The organism is Affinirhizobium straminoryzae (assembly GCF_007004135.1).
Lineage (GTDB): Bacteria > Pseudomonadota > Alphaproteobacteria > Rhizobiales > Rhizobiaceae > Neorhizobium > Neorhizobium straminoryzae.
In genome coordinates this window covers 168,223-185,791 of the sequence record NZ_VJMG01000047.1, presented here as the reverse complement: position 1 = coordinate 185,791, position 17,569 = coordinate 168,223, and the positions used below count along the sequence as shown (strand labels likewise).

The following is a 17,569-nucleotide window of genomic DNA, read 5'->3' as shown; positions in this document are numbered from 1 at the left end:
CGATCCGATCCTTCGATAGAGGTCACAGCTTTGCTGGTGGCGCAACCGGTCGCGGCAGCCGCAACGTGCACCGGAGCCCCGCCGGCTCGAACTGCAGTTCGGCCGCGCCGCCTCCGGGCGCAAGGCTTGCCGTAATCAACCGCGAACCGAATCCCTTGCGGGTTGGCGTGCTGACCGGGGGACCGCCTTCTTCGCGCCAGACAAGTTCCAGCGTTTCCGGCAGCAATTGCCATTCGATGCGCACCACGCCGTAAGGCACGGAAAGAGCGCCATATTTTGCTGCGTTCGTGGCGAGTTCATGGATCACCAGCGCCACCCGCGGTGCTGTGTCGGCATCCAGACTGCAGGCGGGGCCGATCAGTCGCAGCCGCTCGGGATCATAGGCGGAAAGCAGGATGCGCAGCATCGCCTCCAGATCGTTCGGCATGGCATTCTGGCCGGATGACATGCGATGCGCCTCTGAAAGCGCCCGCATGCGCCCCTCGAAGCGCGGCATGAATTCGCTGAGATCGTTGCAGGAGCGCGCGGTCATCTGGGCAATCGCCTGCACCAGCTGCATGATGTTGCCCACCCGGTGGCGCATCTCGCGTGCCAGCACCTCCGCCTGTGCCTCGGCCTTCTCAAGGGCGGCCATCAGGACATGCATGGCATGAATGATTCCCACCGTCAGCGCGCCGAACAGCGTAAAGACGGTGGAGGAGAGAAGCGCGCTCGGCAGGCCGACCTGACGGATGGTCAGCCACACGATGATGGCAAACGCCACGCCGTAGACCATCAGCATCATGCCGCCGGCGCGCCCGCCCCAGGCCGTGGCCACCACGATAAAGGGAAAAAATGTAATGAAGGGCGCACCGAGCAGAACGGAACTGAGCAGGAACCACAGCCCGATTGCAACTGCCGCGCAGCCAAGTGCGATCAGCTGGCCGACAAGCAATGTCGGCCGCCTGCGCGGTATCAGCAACATCCACCAGGAGTCCCCCACCTGGATCTTGATCTGGCCCATCCTCATCTCCGAACGCCGTCAGAATATTCGAACGTTTCGAAATTCCTAGACGTCGCATGGCAACAGATCCTAGCCATTTTGCGTGCCCCGAGGCTGACGCAAGGCAGGATTGCTTGCGGGGGCTTCTACTCGCTTTTTGTGCGAAAAAAGGCGCCGGCCGCAACGATCAGCCAGCCGAGGATCATCAGCAGACCGCCGCTTGGCGCGGCCATCGGAAAGAGGCCGGCAGAGCCAAGATGCCGAACGACCAGATCAGCGGCGAAGAGAACCGTACCAAGGCTGAGCACCAGCGCGGCAAGCGTTGCCGTGCGAACCATGCCATGCCCGAGACAAAGAGCCAGCAGCACCGGCGCATGGGCAAGGCACATGGTGGAGGCATTGCCGAGAAGGTGGGCGTCGCCGCCATGGCTGGCGGCCGCGGCCAGCACCACGCCGCTCGCGCCGAGAAAGCCGGAGAGCATCAGGATCAACGGGCGAAGACTGTCGAGGGCGCGCATGCTCACTCCTCCCGGTTCTGCATGTGCTGGGCCAGCCGCTCGACGGGCGCCCAGATGATCTCGCGCAGCTTGGAATTGGCGATCGTTTCCTCCATGGCGCGCGAAAAGCAGAGCAGCCACTCGTCGCGCTCCGCCGCGCCGATGGGCGCGCCAAAATGGCGGGCGCGCAGGCGCGGATGCCCGTATTTCTCCACATAGACAGGGGGGCCGCCGAGATAGCCGGTGAGATAATCGTAAAGCTTGGACTCGCTGCCGCTGAGATCCTGCGGATGGATGGCGCGGCAGCGCGCCGCCTCGGGCAGCGTGTCCATGAGCTCGTAGAACCGGCGGGTGAGGGCCCGCACGGTCTCGTCTCCGCCGATCGCTTCATACAGCGTAATGGTCTCGCCGCTCATGTCCCGTCCCGTTCTGCTTCGCAGGAGGTCTAGACGGGCCGGCGCCCCGCCGCAAGCGGGCAAGGCGCCGCAGGGCGGCGGGTATGGTTATTCCGAGCCTGGATCGATCTCGCGGGCATCGGTTGCCGGCAGGGCGCCGGTGCCGGGTGTCTTGTCCGGATCGACCTTCGAGCGGGCGTCGGGACCGGCTGGAATGGTGCCTTGACGGCGCGTTGCGGGTGCCGTTTCCTCGCCGACGGCACGTTCCGGCTTGCTGTTCGCGGTCATCACTGTCTCCTTCGGGTTGTCCCGAGGGAAACGGAGGGCGGGCGCGATGGTTCCGCGGCAGGCTCAGGTCGTGCTCGCCACTGCGGCCTTGTCGATGACATCCTCCGGAATGTCGTCGAAGGAGGCGTAGTTGAGGTTGTAGAGCCGGGCATAGAGCCGGTCGTTGCGCATCAGCTCGGCATGATTGCCGCTTTCGATCAGCTCGCCGTTCTGCAGCACGATGATGCGGTCCGCCTCGCGGATGGTCGCCAGCCGGTGGGCGATGACGAGGCCGGTGCGGCCCTGCAGCAGCTTGACCAGCGCCTTCTGGATCAGCATTTCCGTATAGCTGTCGATATTGGCGGTCGCCTCGTCGAGCACCAGGATCTTCGCATCCGCCACCAGCGCGCGGGCAAAGCTGATCAACTGGCGCTGGCCGAGCGACAGATTGCCGCCGCGCTGGCCGAGCAGGCTGTCATAGCCGTCGGGCATGCGCATGATGAAATCATGCGCGCCAACCGCCTTGGCCGCTTCGATCACCTGCTCGCGGGTGGCCTCGGTCTTGTGATAGCGGATGTTCTCGAACACGGTGCCGGTGAACAGGAAGGGTTCCTGCAGCACCATGGCGATCTGCCGGCCGAGCGATTCCTGCGTCAGGTCGCGCACGTCGTGACCGCCGACGAGCACCGCGCCCTGCTGCACCTCGTAGAAACGGTGGATCAGCGACATGCAGCTGGACTTGCCCGAGCCCGTCGGTCCGACCAGCGCCACCGTTTCTCCCGGATTGACGCGGAAGCTGACATTCTTCAGCACGGGATGCTTCGGATTATAGCCGAACACCACGTTGCGGAATTCCACCGAGCCGTCCATGTCGGGCGAGAGCACCTTGGCATCGGGCTTGTCTTCGATATCGACGCGCACGTCGAGCACATCAGTCAGGCGCTGGCCGGAGGCCATGGCCCGCTGCATCACCGAATATTGCAGGGTGAGCGAGCGGATCGGGTCGAAGAAGCGCTGGATGTAGAAGAGGAAGGCCACCATCACGCCGACGTCGAGCGCCTGGTTCAGCACGCGCGCGCCGCCGACCACGATGACGAGCGCCATGGCAATCCCGGTCAGCGTGTCGACGATCGGCACCATCACCTGGGCGAGGCGCGCGGCGTGCAGGTGGTTGTTGAGGTTGGTGCGGGCCTTGTCGTCGAACAGGGTGAAGTTGACCGCCTGGCGATCCATGCCCTGCACGGCGCGCACGCCATGAATGGCTTCCGCCAGCGCGCCGCTCGCCACCGAATTCGATTCGTGTGCTGCCATGAAGGACTTGCGCGCCACCGGCAGCCAGAACAGGCGCACGATGAACAGGATCGGCAGGGCGGACAGGGTCAGCAGGCCGAGGTAGAAATCGAGATACAGCATCACCACCACGATGCCGATCAAAAGCGTGATGTCGCCGACCGAGAGAACCGAGGTTTCGAGGAATTCCTGCATGGAATTGACGTCGCCCTGCAGGCGCGACATCAGGCGGCCCACCTCGGTCTTGTCCATGAAGGACAGCGAGACGCGCTGCAGATGGTGGAACATGGCGCGGCGGATATCGAACAGCACGTCTTCCGCCACATTGCCGACCAGCGTTTCCTGCGCATAGCTCGCGGCGAAATTGACGAGGATCGCCACCCCGAAGGCGATGATCGCCGACACCAGCGCCGCCCGGTCGCCGCCCGGCTGCATGCCGTTGTCGATCGCGTGGCGGATGATCAGCGGAATGGCGAGCTGCATGGCGGTAAACACCAGCACGGCCACCACGGCGAGCGCCACCTTCTTCTTGTAGGGGCGCACGAAATCCCAGATGCGGGCAATGATGTTGCGGTCGAACACCTTGCCGAAGATTTCCTCCTCGATGCGGTGCGAGCCCACCACCGCGCGGGGTGGGCGGCGGCCATCCTCGCGAACGTCCGCGCGTTCGGTTTCCATTTCCTCGGCCATGTCGTCCTCCCTCAGCCGGCCAGCGCGTCGTCGCCGGGGCGGATCTGCAGGTCATGCAGCGCCTTGTAGCGGCCACCCAGCGCCAGCAGCTGCTGATGCGTTCCCTCTTCCACGATCCGGCCGTTCTCCACGAAGAGAATGCGGTCGGCATGCATCAGCGAGCCGAGCCGGTGCGCAACGATCAGCGTCACGCGGTCGCTGGCATAACGGCGCATGGCGCCGCGGATGCGCTGTTCGGTGGCCGCGTCGATGGCGGCCGTCGAATCGTCGAACACCATGACGGCGGGCTTCAGCATCACCGCGCGGGCAATGGTGAGCCGCTGGCGCTGGCCGCCGGAGAGCGACACGCCGCGTTCGCCGACCACGGTGCCGTAGCTGGAGGGCAGGCCGAGCACATAATTGTGCAGCTGTGCGCTTTCGCTGGCCCGTGCGATCTGGTTTTCCCGCGCCCACGGGTCACCATAGGCGATGTTGTTCTCGATGGTGGTGGTGAACAGGAAGCTGTCCTGCGGCACGACGACGATGGAACGGCGCAGCGATTGCAGCGTGACATCGCGGATATCCTGCCCGTCGATGGTGATGCGACCCTGGGTGACGTCGTAGAAGCGCGGAATCAGATGGGCGATGGTCGACTTGCCGCTGCCTGGCGGGCCGACGATGCCGATCGTCTCGCCGCGCCGCGCCTCGAAGCTGATGCCGTCCAGCACGCGGTTGTCCGGTGCGGAGGGATAGGCAAAGCCGACATTGTCGAAGCGCAGCGTGCCCTCGCGAACGATGAGCGCCGGGGCCTTCGGCTTGTCCTTGATGGCAACCTCGAGATCGAGCAGGCCGAACAGGCGCGCGCCGCAGGTGGAGGCGCGGGCAAAGGCATTGACCATCAGGCCGAGCTGGCGCACCGGCATCTGCAGGATGGTCATGAAGGTGAGAAAGGAGGCGAGCGTGCCGACCGTCATCTCGCCGGCCATCACCTTGGTGCCGCCGACCCACAGCACGAGGCCCATGGCGGCGAAGAAGGAGAGCGTCATCGCGCTGGTATTGGCGACCCGGATGCCGACCCGCTGGTGGGCGAGCGTCAGTGCGCTCAGCGAAGCCGTCTCGAACTTTTCCATTTCATGCGCCTGGGCGGCAAAGGCGCGCACCACGCGAATGCCGCCGAGATTTTCCTCCATCACCCGCGTCAGCACCTGCAGGCGTTCCTGCAGGTCGAGCCAGGTGGCGCGCAGGCGAAGCTGCGCCACGGAGGAGCGCCAGCCGACGAAGGGCACGAAGCTCAGCGCCAGAAGGCCGAGCAGCACATCGGTGGAGATGAGCAGATAGGCGCCGATACCGATCAGCACCGAGAGAAAGATCATGCGGACGAGCGCGGTGGAGAAGTACATCCGCACGCCCTCCAGATCGAGAAGGCCGATGGTGATGAGGTCGCCGGAATGCATGCCGTCATGGAAGCTGAACGAAAGGCGCTGGATCTTCTCGTAGCAGGCAAGCCGCAGTTCGTAGCCGATGTGGTGGCCGACCGCTTCGCTGTAATAGTTCTGCACCATGGTGAACAGGCCGCGCAGCACGCTGGCGCCCAGAAGCAGGAGCGCGGTTGCCAGCAGCGCGTCCTGCGCCGCGACGCCCAGCGATCCGCCCGCCCCGATACCCTGTGCCTCGTCGATCGCCTGGCCGAGCAGGCGCGGAATCATCAGCTGGAAGGCGGAGGCGATGAAGGTGGCGCCGATGGCCGCGCCCGACTGCCAGGGATGCCGGAAGGCCATCACGGTGATGCGGGTGAGGATCGACAGGCCCTTGCCCCAGCCGGCGGCTTTGACATGGGCAAGGGAAGCAGCCGCCGGTGCGGCGCCGCTCGAAGCTTGGGGTGTCACGGTCGTCATTCCAATGCAGCACGCCCTGGCAATGGACCAGAAGGCGGTCTTTTCCGGTGAAAATTTAGGCGGAAACTCTCCGAAGGGAAGCGCATTGGAACCCGATTCTGATGGAATCGGAAGTGATATCTTTTCACAAATATCAAAAAAGGGGCGAGAAAGGTGAACGCTGTTGCGTTGACCGCCTAAAACATGGTCACGCCCGCCGGGTTCTGCGGGGAAAGGGGCCGCGCCGCATCCGTCATGCGACGCGGCCCAAGGGTCCGGGCGCCCGGGATCAGGCGGCCAGAGGCTCCGGGGACTTTGCCCCGGTCATGAAGGCAACCGCGTCGGACATCGAATAGTCCTTCGGATTGATGACCGTCAGGCGCCGGCCGAGACGGTGGATGTGGATGCGGTCGGCCACTTCGAACACATGCGGCATGTTGTGCGAGATGAGCACGATCGGGATGCCGCGCGAGCGCACGTCGAGGATCAGTTCCAGCACGCGGCGGCTTTCCTTGACGCCGAGTGCGGCCGTCGGCTCATCGAGGATGATCACCTTGGAGCCGAAGGCGGCAGCACGCGCCACCGCAACACCCTGGCGCTGGCCGCCCGACAGGGTCTCCACCGCCTGGTTGATGTTCTGGATGGTCATCAGGCCGAGTTCGGACAGTTTTTCGCGAGCGAATTTTTCCATCGCGGCCCGGTCGAGCGAGCGGAAGACCTTGCCGAGCACGCCCGGCTTGCGGATCTCGCGGCCGAGGAACATGTTGTCTGCGATGGAGAGCGCCGGCGACAGAGCGAGGTTCTGGTAGACGGTCTCGATGCCGGCCTTGCGGGCCTCGATCGGCGAGCGGAAGCTGACCGTCTTGCCTTCCAGCGTGATCTCGCCTTCATCCGGCGTCACGGCGCCCGAGATGGCCTTGATCAGCGAGGATTTGCCGGCGCCATTGTCGCCGATCACGGCAAGAATCTCGCCGGGATAGAGGTCGAAGTCGGCGCGATCGAGGGCTGTCACCTTGCCATAGCGCTTGATGAGACCGCGGGCGGAGAGGATGGGTTCCTGTGCCATTAGCCTGCTACCTTTCTGATCCACTGGTCGATTGCAACGGCGGCGATGATGAGAAGGCCGATCAGCATGTAGGTCCACTGCGGATCGGTGCCGATGAGGCGCAGGCCGAGCTGGAAGACGCCGACAATAAGCGCACCGAACAGCATGCCGAGGATGGAACCGCGCCCGCCGAACAGAGACAGGCCGCCGATGACGACCGCTGTGATCGATTCGATGTTGGCGAACTGGCCGGCGGTCGGCGAAACCGAGCCGATACGACCGATGAGGGCCCAGCCGCCCAGCGCGCAGATGACGCCGGAGAGCGTATAGACGGAAATCAGCATGCCCTTGACGTTGACACCGGCAAGTTCTGCCGCATCAGGGTCGTCGCCGACGGCATAGAGATGACGGCCCCAGGCGGTGCGGTTCAGGACATACCACAGCGCGAGCACGAGCAGCACCATGGCGATCACGCCATAGGTGAAGACGGCGCCGCCGATGCGGATGTTCTCGCCGAAAAGCTGCAGCAGCGGTGCCTTGGCCTGAAGGTCCTGCGAGCGGATCGTCTCGTTGGCGGAATAGAGGAAGTTGGAGGCCAGAACGATCTGCCACATGCCGAGCGTCACGATGAAGGGCGGCAGCTTCACGCGGGCAACCAGGATACCGTTGATATAGCCGCACAGCGCGCCCACCACGAAGCCGCAGACAATGGCGAGCGGTGCCGGAATCCCGTAATTGACGGCGAACTGGCCCATGATCACCGAGGAGAGAACCATGATCGCGCCGACCGAAAGGTCGATGCCGGCGGTCAGGATGATCAGCGACTGCGCGGCACCGATGATGCCGGTGATCGCAACCTGCTGAAGGATCAGGGTCAGCGAAAAGGCTGAGAAAAACTTGGTGCCGAGGATCGTGCCGAAGATCGCCACCGACAAGAGCAGCACGATCAGCGGCACAGCCGCGGGACTCGAATGCAGGAAGTGCTGGAATTTCTGCAGCGGCGTCTTGTCGTGCGTGTCGAACTGGGCGATCTGCGTCGAACTCTTCGAAAGCACCGTTTCGTATTCGAGATGGGGTTTGGATGCGGCTTGGGGCTCGCTCATTGATTTTCCTCCCTTTTTCCTCACTCGAGGATGCGAGGGCCGACCGGGACTTTCCGTCCCGTCATGGCCGGCGATGAAATTGACAATTCCAATCGGGATGCGGCCAGACCGGCTCTGTCGCGGGTGGCTTGGCAGAAGGGCGGCAGATGCCGCCCTTCGCGTTTGGATGGTTCAGGCGTGAGACATCAGCCCCAGCACTTGGCAGTGCCTTCCTTGGTGTCGATCGAGGGCACGCCCTTGGCCGGCTTGTCGGTGACCAGCGAGACGCCCGTGTCGAAGAAGTTCTTGCCTTCGGTCGGCTTCGGCTTGGTGCCGGTATCGGCGAACTTCTTGATGGCTTCGACGCCGAGTGCTGCCATCAGCAGCGGATACTGCTGGGAGGTGGCGCCGATGATGCCTTCCTTGACGTTCTTGACGCCCGGGCAGCCGCCGTCGACGGACACGATCAGCACGTCCTTCTGCTTGCCCACGGCCTTGAGGGCTTCGTAGGCGCCGGCAGCGGCCGGTTCGTTGATGGTGTGAACCACGTTGATGTTCGGGTTCTTCTGCAGAAGGTTTTCCATGGCCGTGCGGCCGCCTTCTTCATTGCCGTTGGTGATATCATGGCCAACGATGCGCGGATCGGTTTCGTCGCCGATCTTGGTCGGATCCTTCGGGTCGATGCCGAAGCCGATCATGAAGCCCTGGTCGCGCATGACGTCGACGGACGGCTGGGCCGGCGTCAGGTCGAGGAAGGCAACCTTGGCGTCCTTGGCCTTGTCGCCGAGGGTGGCGGCAGCCCACTGGCCGATCAGCTTGCCGGCGAGCAGGTTGTCGGTGGCAAAGGTCGCGTCGGCCGCGTCGATCGGATCGAGAGGCGTGTCGAGCGCGATGACCAGGATGCCGGCCTTGCGGGCTTCGGCAACAGCCGGAACGATGCCCTTGGTGTCGGATGCGGTCAGCAGGATACCCTTGGCGCCATCGGCGATGCAGGTTTCGATCGCGGCAACCTGGCTTTCCGAATCACCGTCCGTCTTGCCGGCATAGGCCTTCAGCGTCACGCCGAGTTCCTTGGCCTTTGCGGTCGCGCCTTCCTTCATCTTGACGAAGAAGGGGTTGGTGTCGGTCTTGGTGATCAGGCAGGCCGAGACGCCGGCGGCCGATGCCGGTGCGGCGAACACGACGCCCAGTGCGAGCGTGGCGAAGGCGGCGGACAGAACAGTTTTCTTCATAGGGCTCCTCCCAGGGTGAAAGCACTTCGTCAGGCAACGGACCGGATCGGGTGACCAGGCGCCTCCTCCAAGTCGCCCGTGCCTTTACGGAAGGCATTAAGATCAAAAAATGGCAGCCTGTCAATAATTAATTCCGGTTGAATTATTAATCGACGCTGCTAGTTTCTTGTGCGGGGAGAGCGGGTGCCTTAGGGAGGGGTAGCCATGACTATCCAGGGAAATCAGCCCAACGGGCAGCAGACGCCCGCAGTGATTCTTGCCGGCGGATCGAACCAGGTGCTTGTGCGCGCGCACAACGAGCGGCTGGTGCTGTCGCTTGTCCGCTTGCGCGGTTCTCTCTCCAAGGCTGATATCACACGGGCCAGCGGCCTTTCGGCCCAGACCGTGTCGGTCATCATGCGGTCGCTGGAAAAGGATGGACTGCTTCTGCGCGGCGAACCGGTGCGCGGCAGGGTCGGCCAGCCCTCGGTGCCGATGCGGCTCAATCCGGATGCGGTTTTCTCCTTCGGCGTCAAGATCGGCCGACGCAGCGCCGATGTTGTCCTCATGGATTTCGTCGGTCGCATTCGCCGCCAGGTGCGCCAGACCTATGCCTATCCACGACCGGAACAGATCCTCGACATCATCACTTCCGGTATCGACCGCCTGGAGGGCCAGATGAGCGACGAGCACAGGTCGCGCATCGCCGGCGTGGGCATCGCCGCGCCGTTCGAACTGTGGAACTGGGCCGAGGAAGTCGGCGCGCCGCCCGGCGCCATGGATGCCTGGCGCAGCTTCGACCTGCACGCCGAAATTTCGGCGCGGCTCTCGCATGCGGTCCATCTGCAGAATGATGCGACCAGCGCCTGCGGCGCCGAACTCGTGTTCGGCGTCGGCCCGTCCTATCCGGACTTCGTCTATTTCTTCATCGGCTCCTTCATCGGCGGCGGCATCGTTCTCAATTCCGCCGTCTATTCCGGTCGCACGGGAACGGCCGGCGCGCTCGGGCCTCTGCCGGTGCGCGGTCCGAATGGCGAGAACCGCCAGTTGCTCGACATCGCCTCGATCTTCGTCCTGGAAAAGCTGCTGCATGAGCGTGGCATCGACCCGCAGCCGCTCTGGTACTCGGCCGACGAATGGATCGATTTCGGCGAGCCGCTGGAGATCTGGATCCATGACACCGGTGCGGCGCTGGCGCAGGCCATTGTTGCCGCCGCCTCCGTCATCGATTTCGGCGCGGCCGTGATCGACGGCGGCTTTCCGCCCTGGGTCCGGAGACGCATCGTGGCGGCGACCGTGGACGCGGTCGCCAAGCTTGACCTGCAGGGCGTCATCATTCCCGATATCATCGAGGGCGCCGTCGGCGCCCAGGCCCGGGCGATCGGCGGGGCAAGCCTGCCCATCTTCGCCCGCTACCTCACCGATCAGAGTATCTTGTTCAAGGAGCTTGCCGCATGCTGAAGGGCATCAACCCCATTCTCAGTCCCGACCTTCTGGCCACGTTGCGGGCCATGGGGCACGGCGATGAAATTGCCATCGTCGACGGCAATTATCCGGGTCTCGAACATGCCCGCCGTCTGGTGCGCCTCGATGGCCACGGGCTTGTTCCGGTTCTCGATGCCGTGCTGTCGCTGATGCCGATCGATGATTTCGTCGAGGCGGCGATCTTCCGCTCCACTGTCGGCAAGGATCGCGACGCGCTCGACCCGGTGCATCAGGAGATCATCGCCTGTTGCGGGCGTCATGAGCCGAAGCAACCGGTGGTCCCGCTGCTCGGCCCCGATTTTTATCCGCGCGTGAAGGCGGCGCATACGGTGGTACAGACCAGCGAACCACGCCTCTATGCCAATGTCATCCTGCGCAAGGGCGTCATCTATCCATGAGGGAGGGGGAGGCGCTGCTGCACTGGCGGACCTGCAGCAGTGCCCCCCGATGCTGAATCGGTCGAAGCCCGGCCGGGTCGATCGTGCGGGCGCCCCCGGCAGACCTGAAATTGCCAGTGCGCTGGAAGTCTGATAGGGGAGTTTAATACTCAACTTTTTCAGTCTCCGCCCATGACCTTCCAACCCCGGATGTCCAACACCATCGAGGGCTTCTCCCTCGGCAAGGGCGTGGCCCGTCGCGTCTGGAACGGGCTGGTCGCGGATGTCTGGGATGTGGAATGCGCGCCCTATGCCGGCGGTCACTATGTCGCCTCCGATCCGCGTCTCTTCATCCTGCTCGACCTGCAGGGCAATGGTCGGCCGATGGTTCGCAGCGGTAAGGGCCGCAAGGGCGAACTGCAGAACCCGCAAAGCTCGCCGATCTCTTACGTGCCGGCCGGCATGGATCTGTGGGTGGATTTCACCGGCATTCGCACGCTTCGCCATCTCGATATTCATTTTGACGCCGAGACCGTCTGCCGCCGACTGACCGACGATCTCGACCCGCGCCGGCTGGACGATCCGAGGCTGCTTTTCTTTGACGAGCGGGCCATGAGCCTTGCGCGGCTGATTGCCGCCGAATGTCTCAATCCGCAGCCGCTGCACGATCTCTATGGCGACAGCCTGACGCTCTCGCTGATCATTGCGGTGCTGAACCTCGACAAGGTGGAGCGGCGCAAGCGCAGCGCATTGGCTCCCTGGCAGCTGCGTCGCGCCACCGATTATCTGGAAGCCCATTGCCTGCGCACGGTGCGGCTGGATGAACTGGCCGATCTGACCGGCCTCTCCGCCTCGCAGTTCTCCCATTCCTTCAAGGCATCCACCGGGGTCGCCCCGCACCAGTGGCAGATGCGCGAGAGACTTTCCCGCGCAAAGGGGCTGCTTGCCGCAAACGATCTTCCCCTCAATGCGGTGGCGGTGGAAACCGGCTTTGCCGATCAGGCGCATTTCACCCGTGTGTTTCGCCAGTATCTCGGCACCACGCCGGCGAAGTGGCGAAAAGCACACAGTTGACGGGCTGCAGGGGCTCTGCCGGACGTGTCGGCGATGTTTGCCCAAGAATGTTCAATTTTTCGTCCTGCAGGCAAGCCTCGACCTATAATTTGAGTTAGGCGCTCATCTTATCAAGTGGGGTTATCGGACCCCGGAACGAGACGTGGGGCGCGCGCGACGATGATGACAATGAGGAACAGGCACGGTTACGCCATGCTGCTGGCCGGGATTGCGGCAGGCAGCCTTCTCACCGCGATACCGGCGCTGGCCGAGCCGGCGATCGAACTGGACCCGGTGCTGGTGCAGGGCCAGTCGGCGGAGGGGGCTGGTGCCAACGGGCCGGTTCAGGGTTACGTGGCAAAAAAATCCGCGACCGGTGCAAAGACCGCCGGCGATATTTCCGCCATTCCCCAGTCGGTCTCCGTCGTCGGGCGCGACGAGTTGAACGATCGCGGCATCGTCAACAAGGTGGACGAGGCGCTGGCCTATACGGCTGGCGTGCTGTCGGCACCCTTCGGTGCGGATGCCGATACGGACTGGGTCTATATCCGCGGCTTCGATGCCACGCAGACCGGCGTGTTCTATGATGGCCTCAATCTCTATGCCTATGGTTTCGGCGGCTTCCAGACCGACCCCTACATGCTGGAGCGGATCGAGGTGCTGAAGGGGCCGGCCTCGGTCCTCTATGGCGGCGCCAATGCCGGCGGCATGGTCAATCTGGTGCGCAAGCGGCCGACCGATGAGCCGCTCTACGAGACCGAAATCGGCATCAACTCGAACGGCAATGCTTTCTTCAGCTTCGATCTCTCCGACAAACTCGGCTCCAGCGACACCATGACCTATCGCCTGACCGGCAAGATTGCCGGCGGCGACAATGATTCGGATTTCTCGCATGACCTGCGCGGATTCGTGATGCCGCAACTGACGATTTCTCCGGACGAGGCGACGAAATTGACAGTCTGGGGCTCGTTTGCGGCGCTCGACGAGCTGCATGTGGGCGGCGGATTCTTCCCCTATTACGGCACGGTCGATACCTCGCGGACCAACGGCTTCCGTATTCCCCGCGACGCCTACTACGGCGAGCCGGATGTCGATACCGGCGTCTATAATCAGGAAATGGTCGGCTATGAGGTCGAACATACCTTCGACAATGGCTGGAAGATCTCGCAGAACGCCCGCTACGGCCATCTCTACAAGCACGAGAACGCCCCCTATCTCTATGGCTGGTACGATATCGGCACCTTGCGGCTGAACCGCATCGGCTTTGAGCAGACCTCCAAGGTGAATACCTTCCTCATCGACAACCGTCTGGAGGGTACGGTCGAGACCGGGGCGCTGGAACACAGCCTGCTGTTCGGCCTCGACTACAAATACTACCAGCTGTCCAACGACCAGGCCGCGACCACAATCAATCCGATCAGCGCCACCGATCCGGTCTATGGCCAGCCGCAGCCGGCCAACAATTCCTACAGCAACCAGTTGATCACCCAGAAGCAGGTCGGCATCTATGCGCAGGATCAGATCCGCTTCGGCGGCGGATGGCTGGTGACGCTGAACGGTCGCTACGACCACGTGGAAACCACCACCGACAACGGCCCGACCTACTGGGCGCCGACGCAGGATTTCACCTACAGTTACAGCAAGAGCGCCGCCAGTGGTCGCGCTGGTCTCGCCTATGAATTCGCCAATGGCCTGACGCCGTATGTCAGTGTGGCCAGCTTCTTCAATCCGGTGATCGCTGTCAGCAGCACGCCGGACAACAAGCCGGAAGAGGGCGAGCAGTACGAAGTCGGCGTCAAATACGAGCCCGGCTTCATGGATGCCCTGTTCACCGCCTCGCTGTTCGATCTCACCAAGCGCAATGTGGTGGTGACCGACCCCGGCACCTTCCTTTCGAGCCAGATCGGCGAGGTCCGCTCGCGCGGCGTCGAACTGGAAGGCAAGGTCAATCTCGATCCGAACTGGAAGCTGCTCGGCTCCTTCACCTATACCGATCTCGAGGTGAAGAAGGACATCGTGGCCGCCTATGTCGGCAAGAGCCCCTATCTGGTGCCGGCGGTGCAGGCCTCGCTGTGGCTGGATTATGCCGTGCCGGTGCCGGCACTCGAAGGCTTGAGCATCGGCGGCGGTATCCGCTATCGCGGCGAAAGCTGGGCAGACCGCGAAAACACGCTGAAGGTGCCAGATGCCACCGTCTTCGACGCTGCGATCCGCTACAGGAAGAACGGCTGGGAAGGTTCGCTCAACGTCACCAACCTGTTCGACAAGGTCTATGTCAGCGGCTGCGCCGGTGCTGCCACCTGCGGCTATGGCGATGCGCGTACGGTGACCGTCAAGCTCAGCAAGAGCTGGTAGGCCGCAACGGTCTTTCCCGACATGCCCGAAAGAGAACAAGGCCGGCGGAGCGATCCGCCGGCCTTGCTGTTGATGCGGCTGGGTAATGCTAACGGAACAGGCTCGGCAGCCAGAGCGAGAGCGCCGGAATGTAGGTGACGAGCATCAGCACGGCGATGCTGGCGCCGAAGAAGGGCCAGATCGTGCGCATGGCTTCGCGAATACTGATGCCCCCGACCGCGCAGCCGACAAACAGAACCGTTCCGACCGGCGGCGTGTTGAGGCCGATGCCGGCATTCAGGATCATCACCACGCCGAAATGCACGGGATCGACGCCAAAGGCCTTGACCACCGGCAGCAGCACCGGTGTCGAGATGATCACCATCGGCGCCATGTCCATGAAGGTGCCGAGCAACAGCAGGATGATGTTGATCACCAGCAGGATGATGATCGGATTGTCGGAAATCGCCCCGATCGCGCCGATCATCAGCTGCTGCACCTGCAGGAAGGCCATCAGCCAGGCGAAGGACGCAGCCGTGCCGATGACCAGCAAAACCATGGCGGTGGTGCGCACCGCGCCCATCACGGCTTCCACGAAGCCCGCCCAGTCCAGCTCCCGATAGACCAGCATGGCGACGAGGAAGGCATAGAGCACCGCGATGCAGGAGCTTTCGGTCGCCGTGAAGATGCCGGACCGGACGCCGCCAAAGATGATGCCGATCAGGAGGATGCCGGGAAGCGCCGTGACGAGATGGACCAGAAGGTTGGCAAGACCGGGGAAGGGTTCGGACGGATAGCCGCGCCGGCGGGCGACGACATAGGCTGTGACCATCAGCGCCAGCGCCAGAAGGATGCCCGGCACGACGCCGGCGGTGAACAGGTCCGCGACCGAGACATTGCCGCCGGCTGCGATCGAATAGAGGATCATGTTGTGCGAGGGCGGGATCATCAGGGCGATGATCGCCGCATTGACCGTCACGTTGACCGCATAGCTGCGGTCATAGCCGCGGGCCGCCATCTGCGGGATCATCAGCCCGCCGACCGCCGAGGCATCGGCGACGGCCGAACCGGAAATGCCGCCGAACAGTGTCGAGGCGACGATATTGACCTGGCCGAGGCCGCCGCGCAGGTGGCCGACGAGCCCTGCCGCAAAGCGGACCAACCGCCCGGCGATGCCGCCGCGCACCATCAGGTCGCCGGCGAAGATGAAGAACGGGATCGCCATCATGGCAAACACGTTCATGCCGGAATTCAGCTGCTGGAACACCACGATGGGCGGCAGGCCGAGATAGAGCACGGTGGCGAGCGAGGCGATGCCCAGGCAGAACGCGATTGGCATGCCGATCGCCATCAGCAGGGTGAAGGAGCCGAACAGGATCGTATAGGCCATCAGACGACCTCCAGCATGTCCGCTTCGGACGGTGTGTGTTCGGTTTCAAGGATGATGTCGGCCAGCCGTTCAAGGCCGAACAGCGCGATCATGATGCCGCCGACGATCAGCGGGAAGAAGTCGACGCCGCCGGGCCAGCCGAGCACCGGAATGGTGGCCGTCCAGGTGCCGCGGGCGAGCAGGATGCCGTAATAGGCCATGAAGCCGCCGAAGGCACTCACCAGCGCCATGCTGGTGATGTCCATCGCCCGCTGGATCGGTTTGGGCATGGCATAACGGACGATGTCGAGCCCGAGATGGCCGCTTTCGCGCACGCCGACGGCCGCCCCCAGCAGGATGAACCAGGACATCAGCACGAGCGACAACGGTTCCGACCAGCTTGGCGTATCGTTGAGGATGTAGCGGGCAAAGACCTGCCAGCCGACGATAAGGGTCATGGTGACGATGCCGATGCCGGCAAGATAAAGCGAGAGGCGGCTGAGGAGGGCGAGCAACGGCCGCACAGCCTTCAGGATGTTCTTCATGTCCGCGGTTCCTTTTGCGCTGGCGGGGCGCATGCAAAAAGGCCGACCCTTGCGGGTCGGCCTTATGGATGGCGCTTACTTCACGGCCTGGATGCGGGCGACCAGGTCCTTCATCTTGGCATCGGTCACGAACTTGTCGTAGACCGGCTTCATGGCGTCGGCGAATTCCTGCTTGTTGACGGAGATCACCTTGACGCCGCCAGCCCGCACCTTGTCTTCCGAGGTCTTTTCGCGGGCCTGCCAGAGCTGGCGCATCTTGACCACAGACTCCTTGGCCGCCTTGCGCAGGATGGCCTGATCCTCCGGCTTCAGCTTGTCCCAGCTGATCTTGGACATGACGAGCACTTCCGGCGTCAGCGAATGCTCGGTCATCGAGAAGTTCTTGGCGACTTCGAAGTGGCGGGAGGATTCGTAGGATGGCCAGTTGTTTTCGGCGCCATCGACGACGCCGGTTTCCAGCGAGGAGTAGACTTCGCCGAACGGCATCGGTGTCGGGTTGGCGCCAAACGCCTGCATCATGGCGATCCAGAGGTCCGACTGCTGGACGCGGATCTTCATGCCCTTGAGATCGGCAAGCTTCTCGATCGGCTTCTTGGTGGTGTAGAAGGAGCGTGCGCCGGAATCATAGAAGGCAAGCCCGACCAGGCCATGCGCCTCGAAGGCCTTCAGGATCTCGTCGCCGATCGGGCCGTCTACCACCTGGTGCATGTGATCGGTGGAACGGAACAGGAAGGGAAGGCCGAGGACGACCGTTTCCTTGACGAGGTTGTTGAACGGGGCGGTGTTGACGCGGTTGAGGTCGATGACACCGAAGCGGGTCTGCTCGATCGTGTCTTTTTCGCTGCCCAGCACGGAATTGTTCATGACCTGGATCTTGATCCGGCCACTGGTCTGCTGGGATACGAGGTCTCCCATGTACTTGACCGCTTCGACGGTCGGGTAGCCATCCGGGTGGATATCGGCGGACCGCAGCGTCACCTGCTGCGCGCCGGCTGTCATGGCCGTCGTCATTGCCAGGCCGAGGGCCAGGCCGAGAATGCGCTTGAACTTCATGTCTTCCTCCACTTTGCTTGCGCCAGGGCCCCCTGCCCGGG

Annotated in this window: 16 protein-coding genes; 4 read left to right on the top strand and 12 right to left on the bottom strand. The window is 63.5% G+C overall.

From position 1 onward, the window contains the following. Positions 1–22: 22 nt before the first annotated feature. The 9 genes from FNA46_RS16780 to FNA46_RS16740 all read right to left on the bottom strand — a co-directional run bounded on the left by FNA46_RS16780 (position 23) and on the right by FNA46_RS16740 (position 9,333). Positions 23–1,003 (bottom strand): sensor histidine kinase, encoded by a 981-nt coding sequence (locus tag FNA46_RS16780; protein WP_185969885.1) that lies wholly within the window; start codon positions 1,001–1,003, stop codon positions 23–25. 125 nt (positions 1,004–1,128) lie between these two features. Then, complete coding sequence (locus FNA46_RS16775; protein WP_143126350.1) at positions 1,129–1,500, bottom strand: DUF423 domain-containing protein; 372 nt, start codon at positions 1,498–1,500, stop codon at positions 1,129–1,131. Between the two features lie 2 nt (positions 1,501–1,502). Further along, a complete protein-coding gene (locus FNA46_RS16770; protein WP_143126349.1) occupies positions 1,503–1,895 on the bottom strand; it encodes a group II truncated hemoglobin in 393 nt (130 codons plus the stop codon). Positions 1,896–1,982: 87 nt separating this feature from the next. Further along, entirely contained in the window at positions 1,983–2,162 is a 180-nt protein-coding gene (locus FNA46_RS16765) for a hypothetical protein (RefSeq protein ID WP_143126348.1), read from the bottom strand. 63 nt (positions 2,163–2,225) lie between these two features. Then, positions 2,226–4,121, bottom strand: coding sequence for an ABC transporter ATP-binding protein (locus FNA46_RS16760; protein ID WP_143126347.1), 1,896 nt, complete (start codon positions 4,119–4,121; stop codon positions 2,226–2,228). A gap of 11 nt (positions 4,122–4,132) precedes the next feature. Continuing rightward, positions 4,133–5,986 (bottom strand): ABC transporter ATP-binding protein, encoded by a 1,854-nt coding sequence (locus FNA46_RS16755; RefSeq protein ID WP_246103140.1) that lies wholly within the window; start codon positions 5,984–5,986, stop codon positions 4,133–4,135. A 277-nt stretch (positions 5,987–6,263) separates the two neighbouring features. Then, positions 6,264–7,040 carry an ATP-binding cassette domain-containing protein gene (locus FNA46_RS16750; RefSeq protein WP_143126345.1) on the bottom strand — a complete coding sequence of 259 codons (777 nt, stop codon included), beginning with the start codon at positions 7,038–7,040 and terminating at the stop codon, positions 6,264–6,266. After that, entirely contained in the window at positions 7,040–8,122 is a 1,083-nt protein-coding gene (locus FNA46_RS16745; protein WP_143126344.1) for an ABC transporter permease, read from the bottom strand. The genes FNA46_RS16750 and FNA46_RS16745 overlap by 1 nt, the downstream gene beginning before the upstream one ends. A gap of 185 nt (positions 8,123–8,307) precedes the next feature. Next, positions 8,308–9,333: a sugar ABC transporter substrate-binding protein gene (locus FNA46_RS16740; protein WP_143126343.1), complete on the bottom strand. Its 1,026-nt coding sequence runs from the start codon at positions 9,331–9,333 to the stop codon at positions 8,308–8,310. A gap of 204 nt (positions 9,334–9,537) precedes the next feature. On the opposite strand from FNA46_RS16740, the gene FNA46_RS16735 reads away from it, so the two are divergent. The 4 genes from FNA46_RS16735 (at position 9,538) to FNA46_RS16720 (ending at position 14,582) form a co-directional block, all read left to right on the top strand. Then, positions 9,538–10,773: an ROK family transcriptional regulator gene (locus FNA46_RS16735; protein ID WP_143126342.1), complete on the top strand. Its 1,236-nt coding sequence runs from the start codon at positions 9,538–9,540 to the stop codon at positions 10,771–10,773. Beyond that, entirely contained in the window at positions 10,767–11,195 is a 429-nt protein-coding gene (locus FNA46_RS16730; protein WP_143126341.1) for an RbsD/FucU family protein, read from the top strand. The genes FNA46_RS16735 and FNA46_RS16730 overlap by 7 nt, the downstream gene beginning before the upstream one ends. Before the next feature lie 171 nt (positions 11,196–11,366). After that, a complete protein-coding gene (locus FNA46_RS16725; protein WP_143126340.1) occupies positions 11,367–12,248 on the top strand; it encodes a helix-turn-helix domain-containing protein in 882 nt (293 codons plus the stop codon). Between the two features lie 168 nt (positions 12,249–12,416). Continuing rightward, positions 12,417–14,582, top strand: coding sequence for a TonB-dependent siderophore receptor (locus tag FNA46_RS16720; protein ID WP_143126339.1), 2,166 nt, complete (start codon positions 12,417–12,419; stop codon positions 14,580–14,582). Positions 14,583–14,670: 88 nt separating this feature from the next. Here FNA46_RS16720 and FNA46_RS16715 read toward each other — a convergent pair whose 3' ends face one another. The 3 genes from FNA46_RS16715 to FNA46_RS16705 all read right to left on the bottom strand — a co-directional run bounded on the left by FNA46_RS16715 (position 14,671) and on the right by FNA46_RS16705 (position 17,528). Continuing rightward, positions 14,671–15,951 carry a TRAP transporter large permease gene (locus FNA46_RS16715; protein WP_143126338.1) on the bottom strand — a complete coding sequence of 427 codons (1,281 nt, stop codon included), beginning with the start codon at positions 15,949–15,951 and terminating at the stop codon, positions 14,671–14,673. Then, entirely contained in the window at positions 15,951–16,475 is a 525-nt protein-coding gene (locus FNA46_RS16710) for a TRAP transporter small permease (RefSeq protein WP_143126337.1), read from the bottom strand. Before FNA46_RS16710 ends, FNA46_RS16715 begins: the two co-directional genes overlap by 1 nt. A 75-nt stretch (positions 16,476–16,550) precedes the next feature. Next, on the bottom strand, positions 16,551–17,528 hold the full coding sequence (locus FNA46_RS16705) for a TRAP transporter substrate-binding protein (protein WP_143126336.1): 978 nt from the start codon (positions 17,526–17,528) through the stop codon (positions 16,551–16,553). Positions 17,529–17,569: the final 41 nt, after the last annotated feature.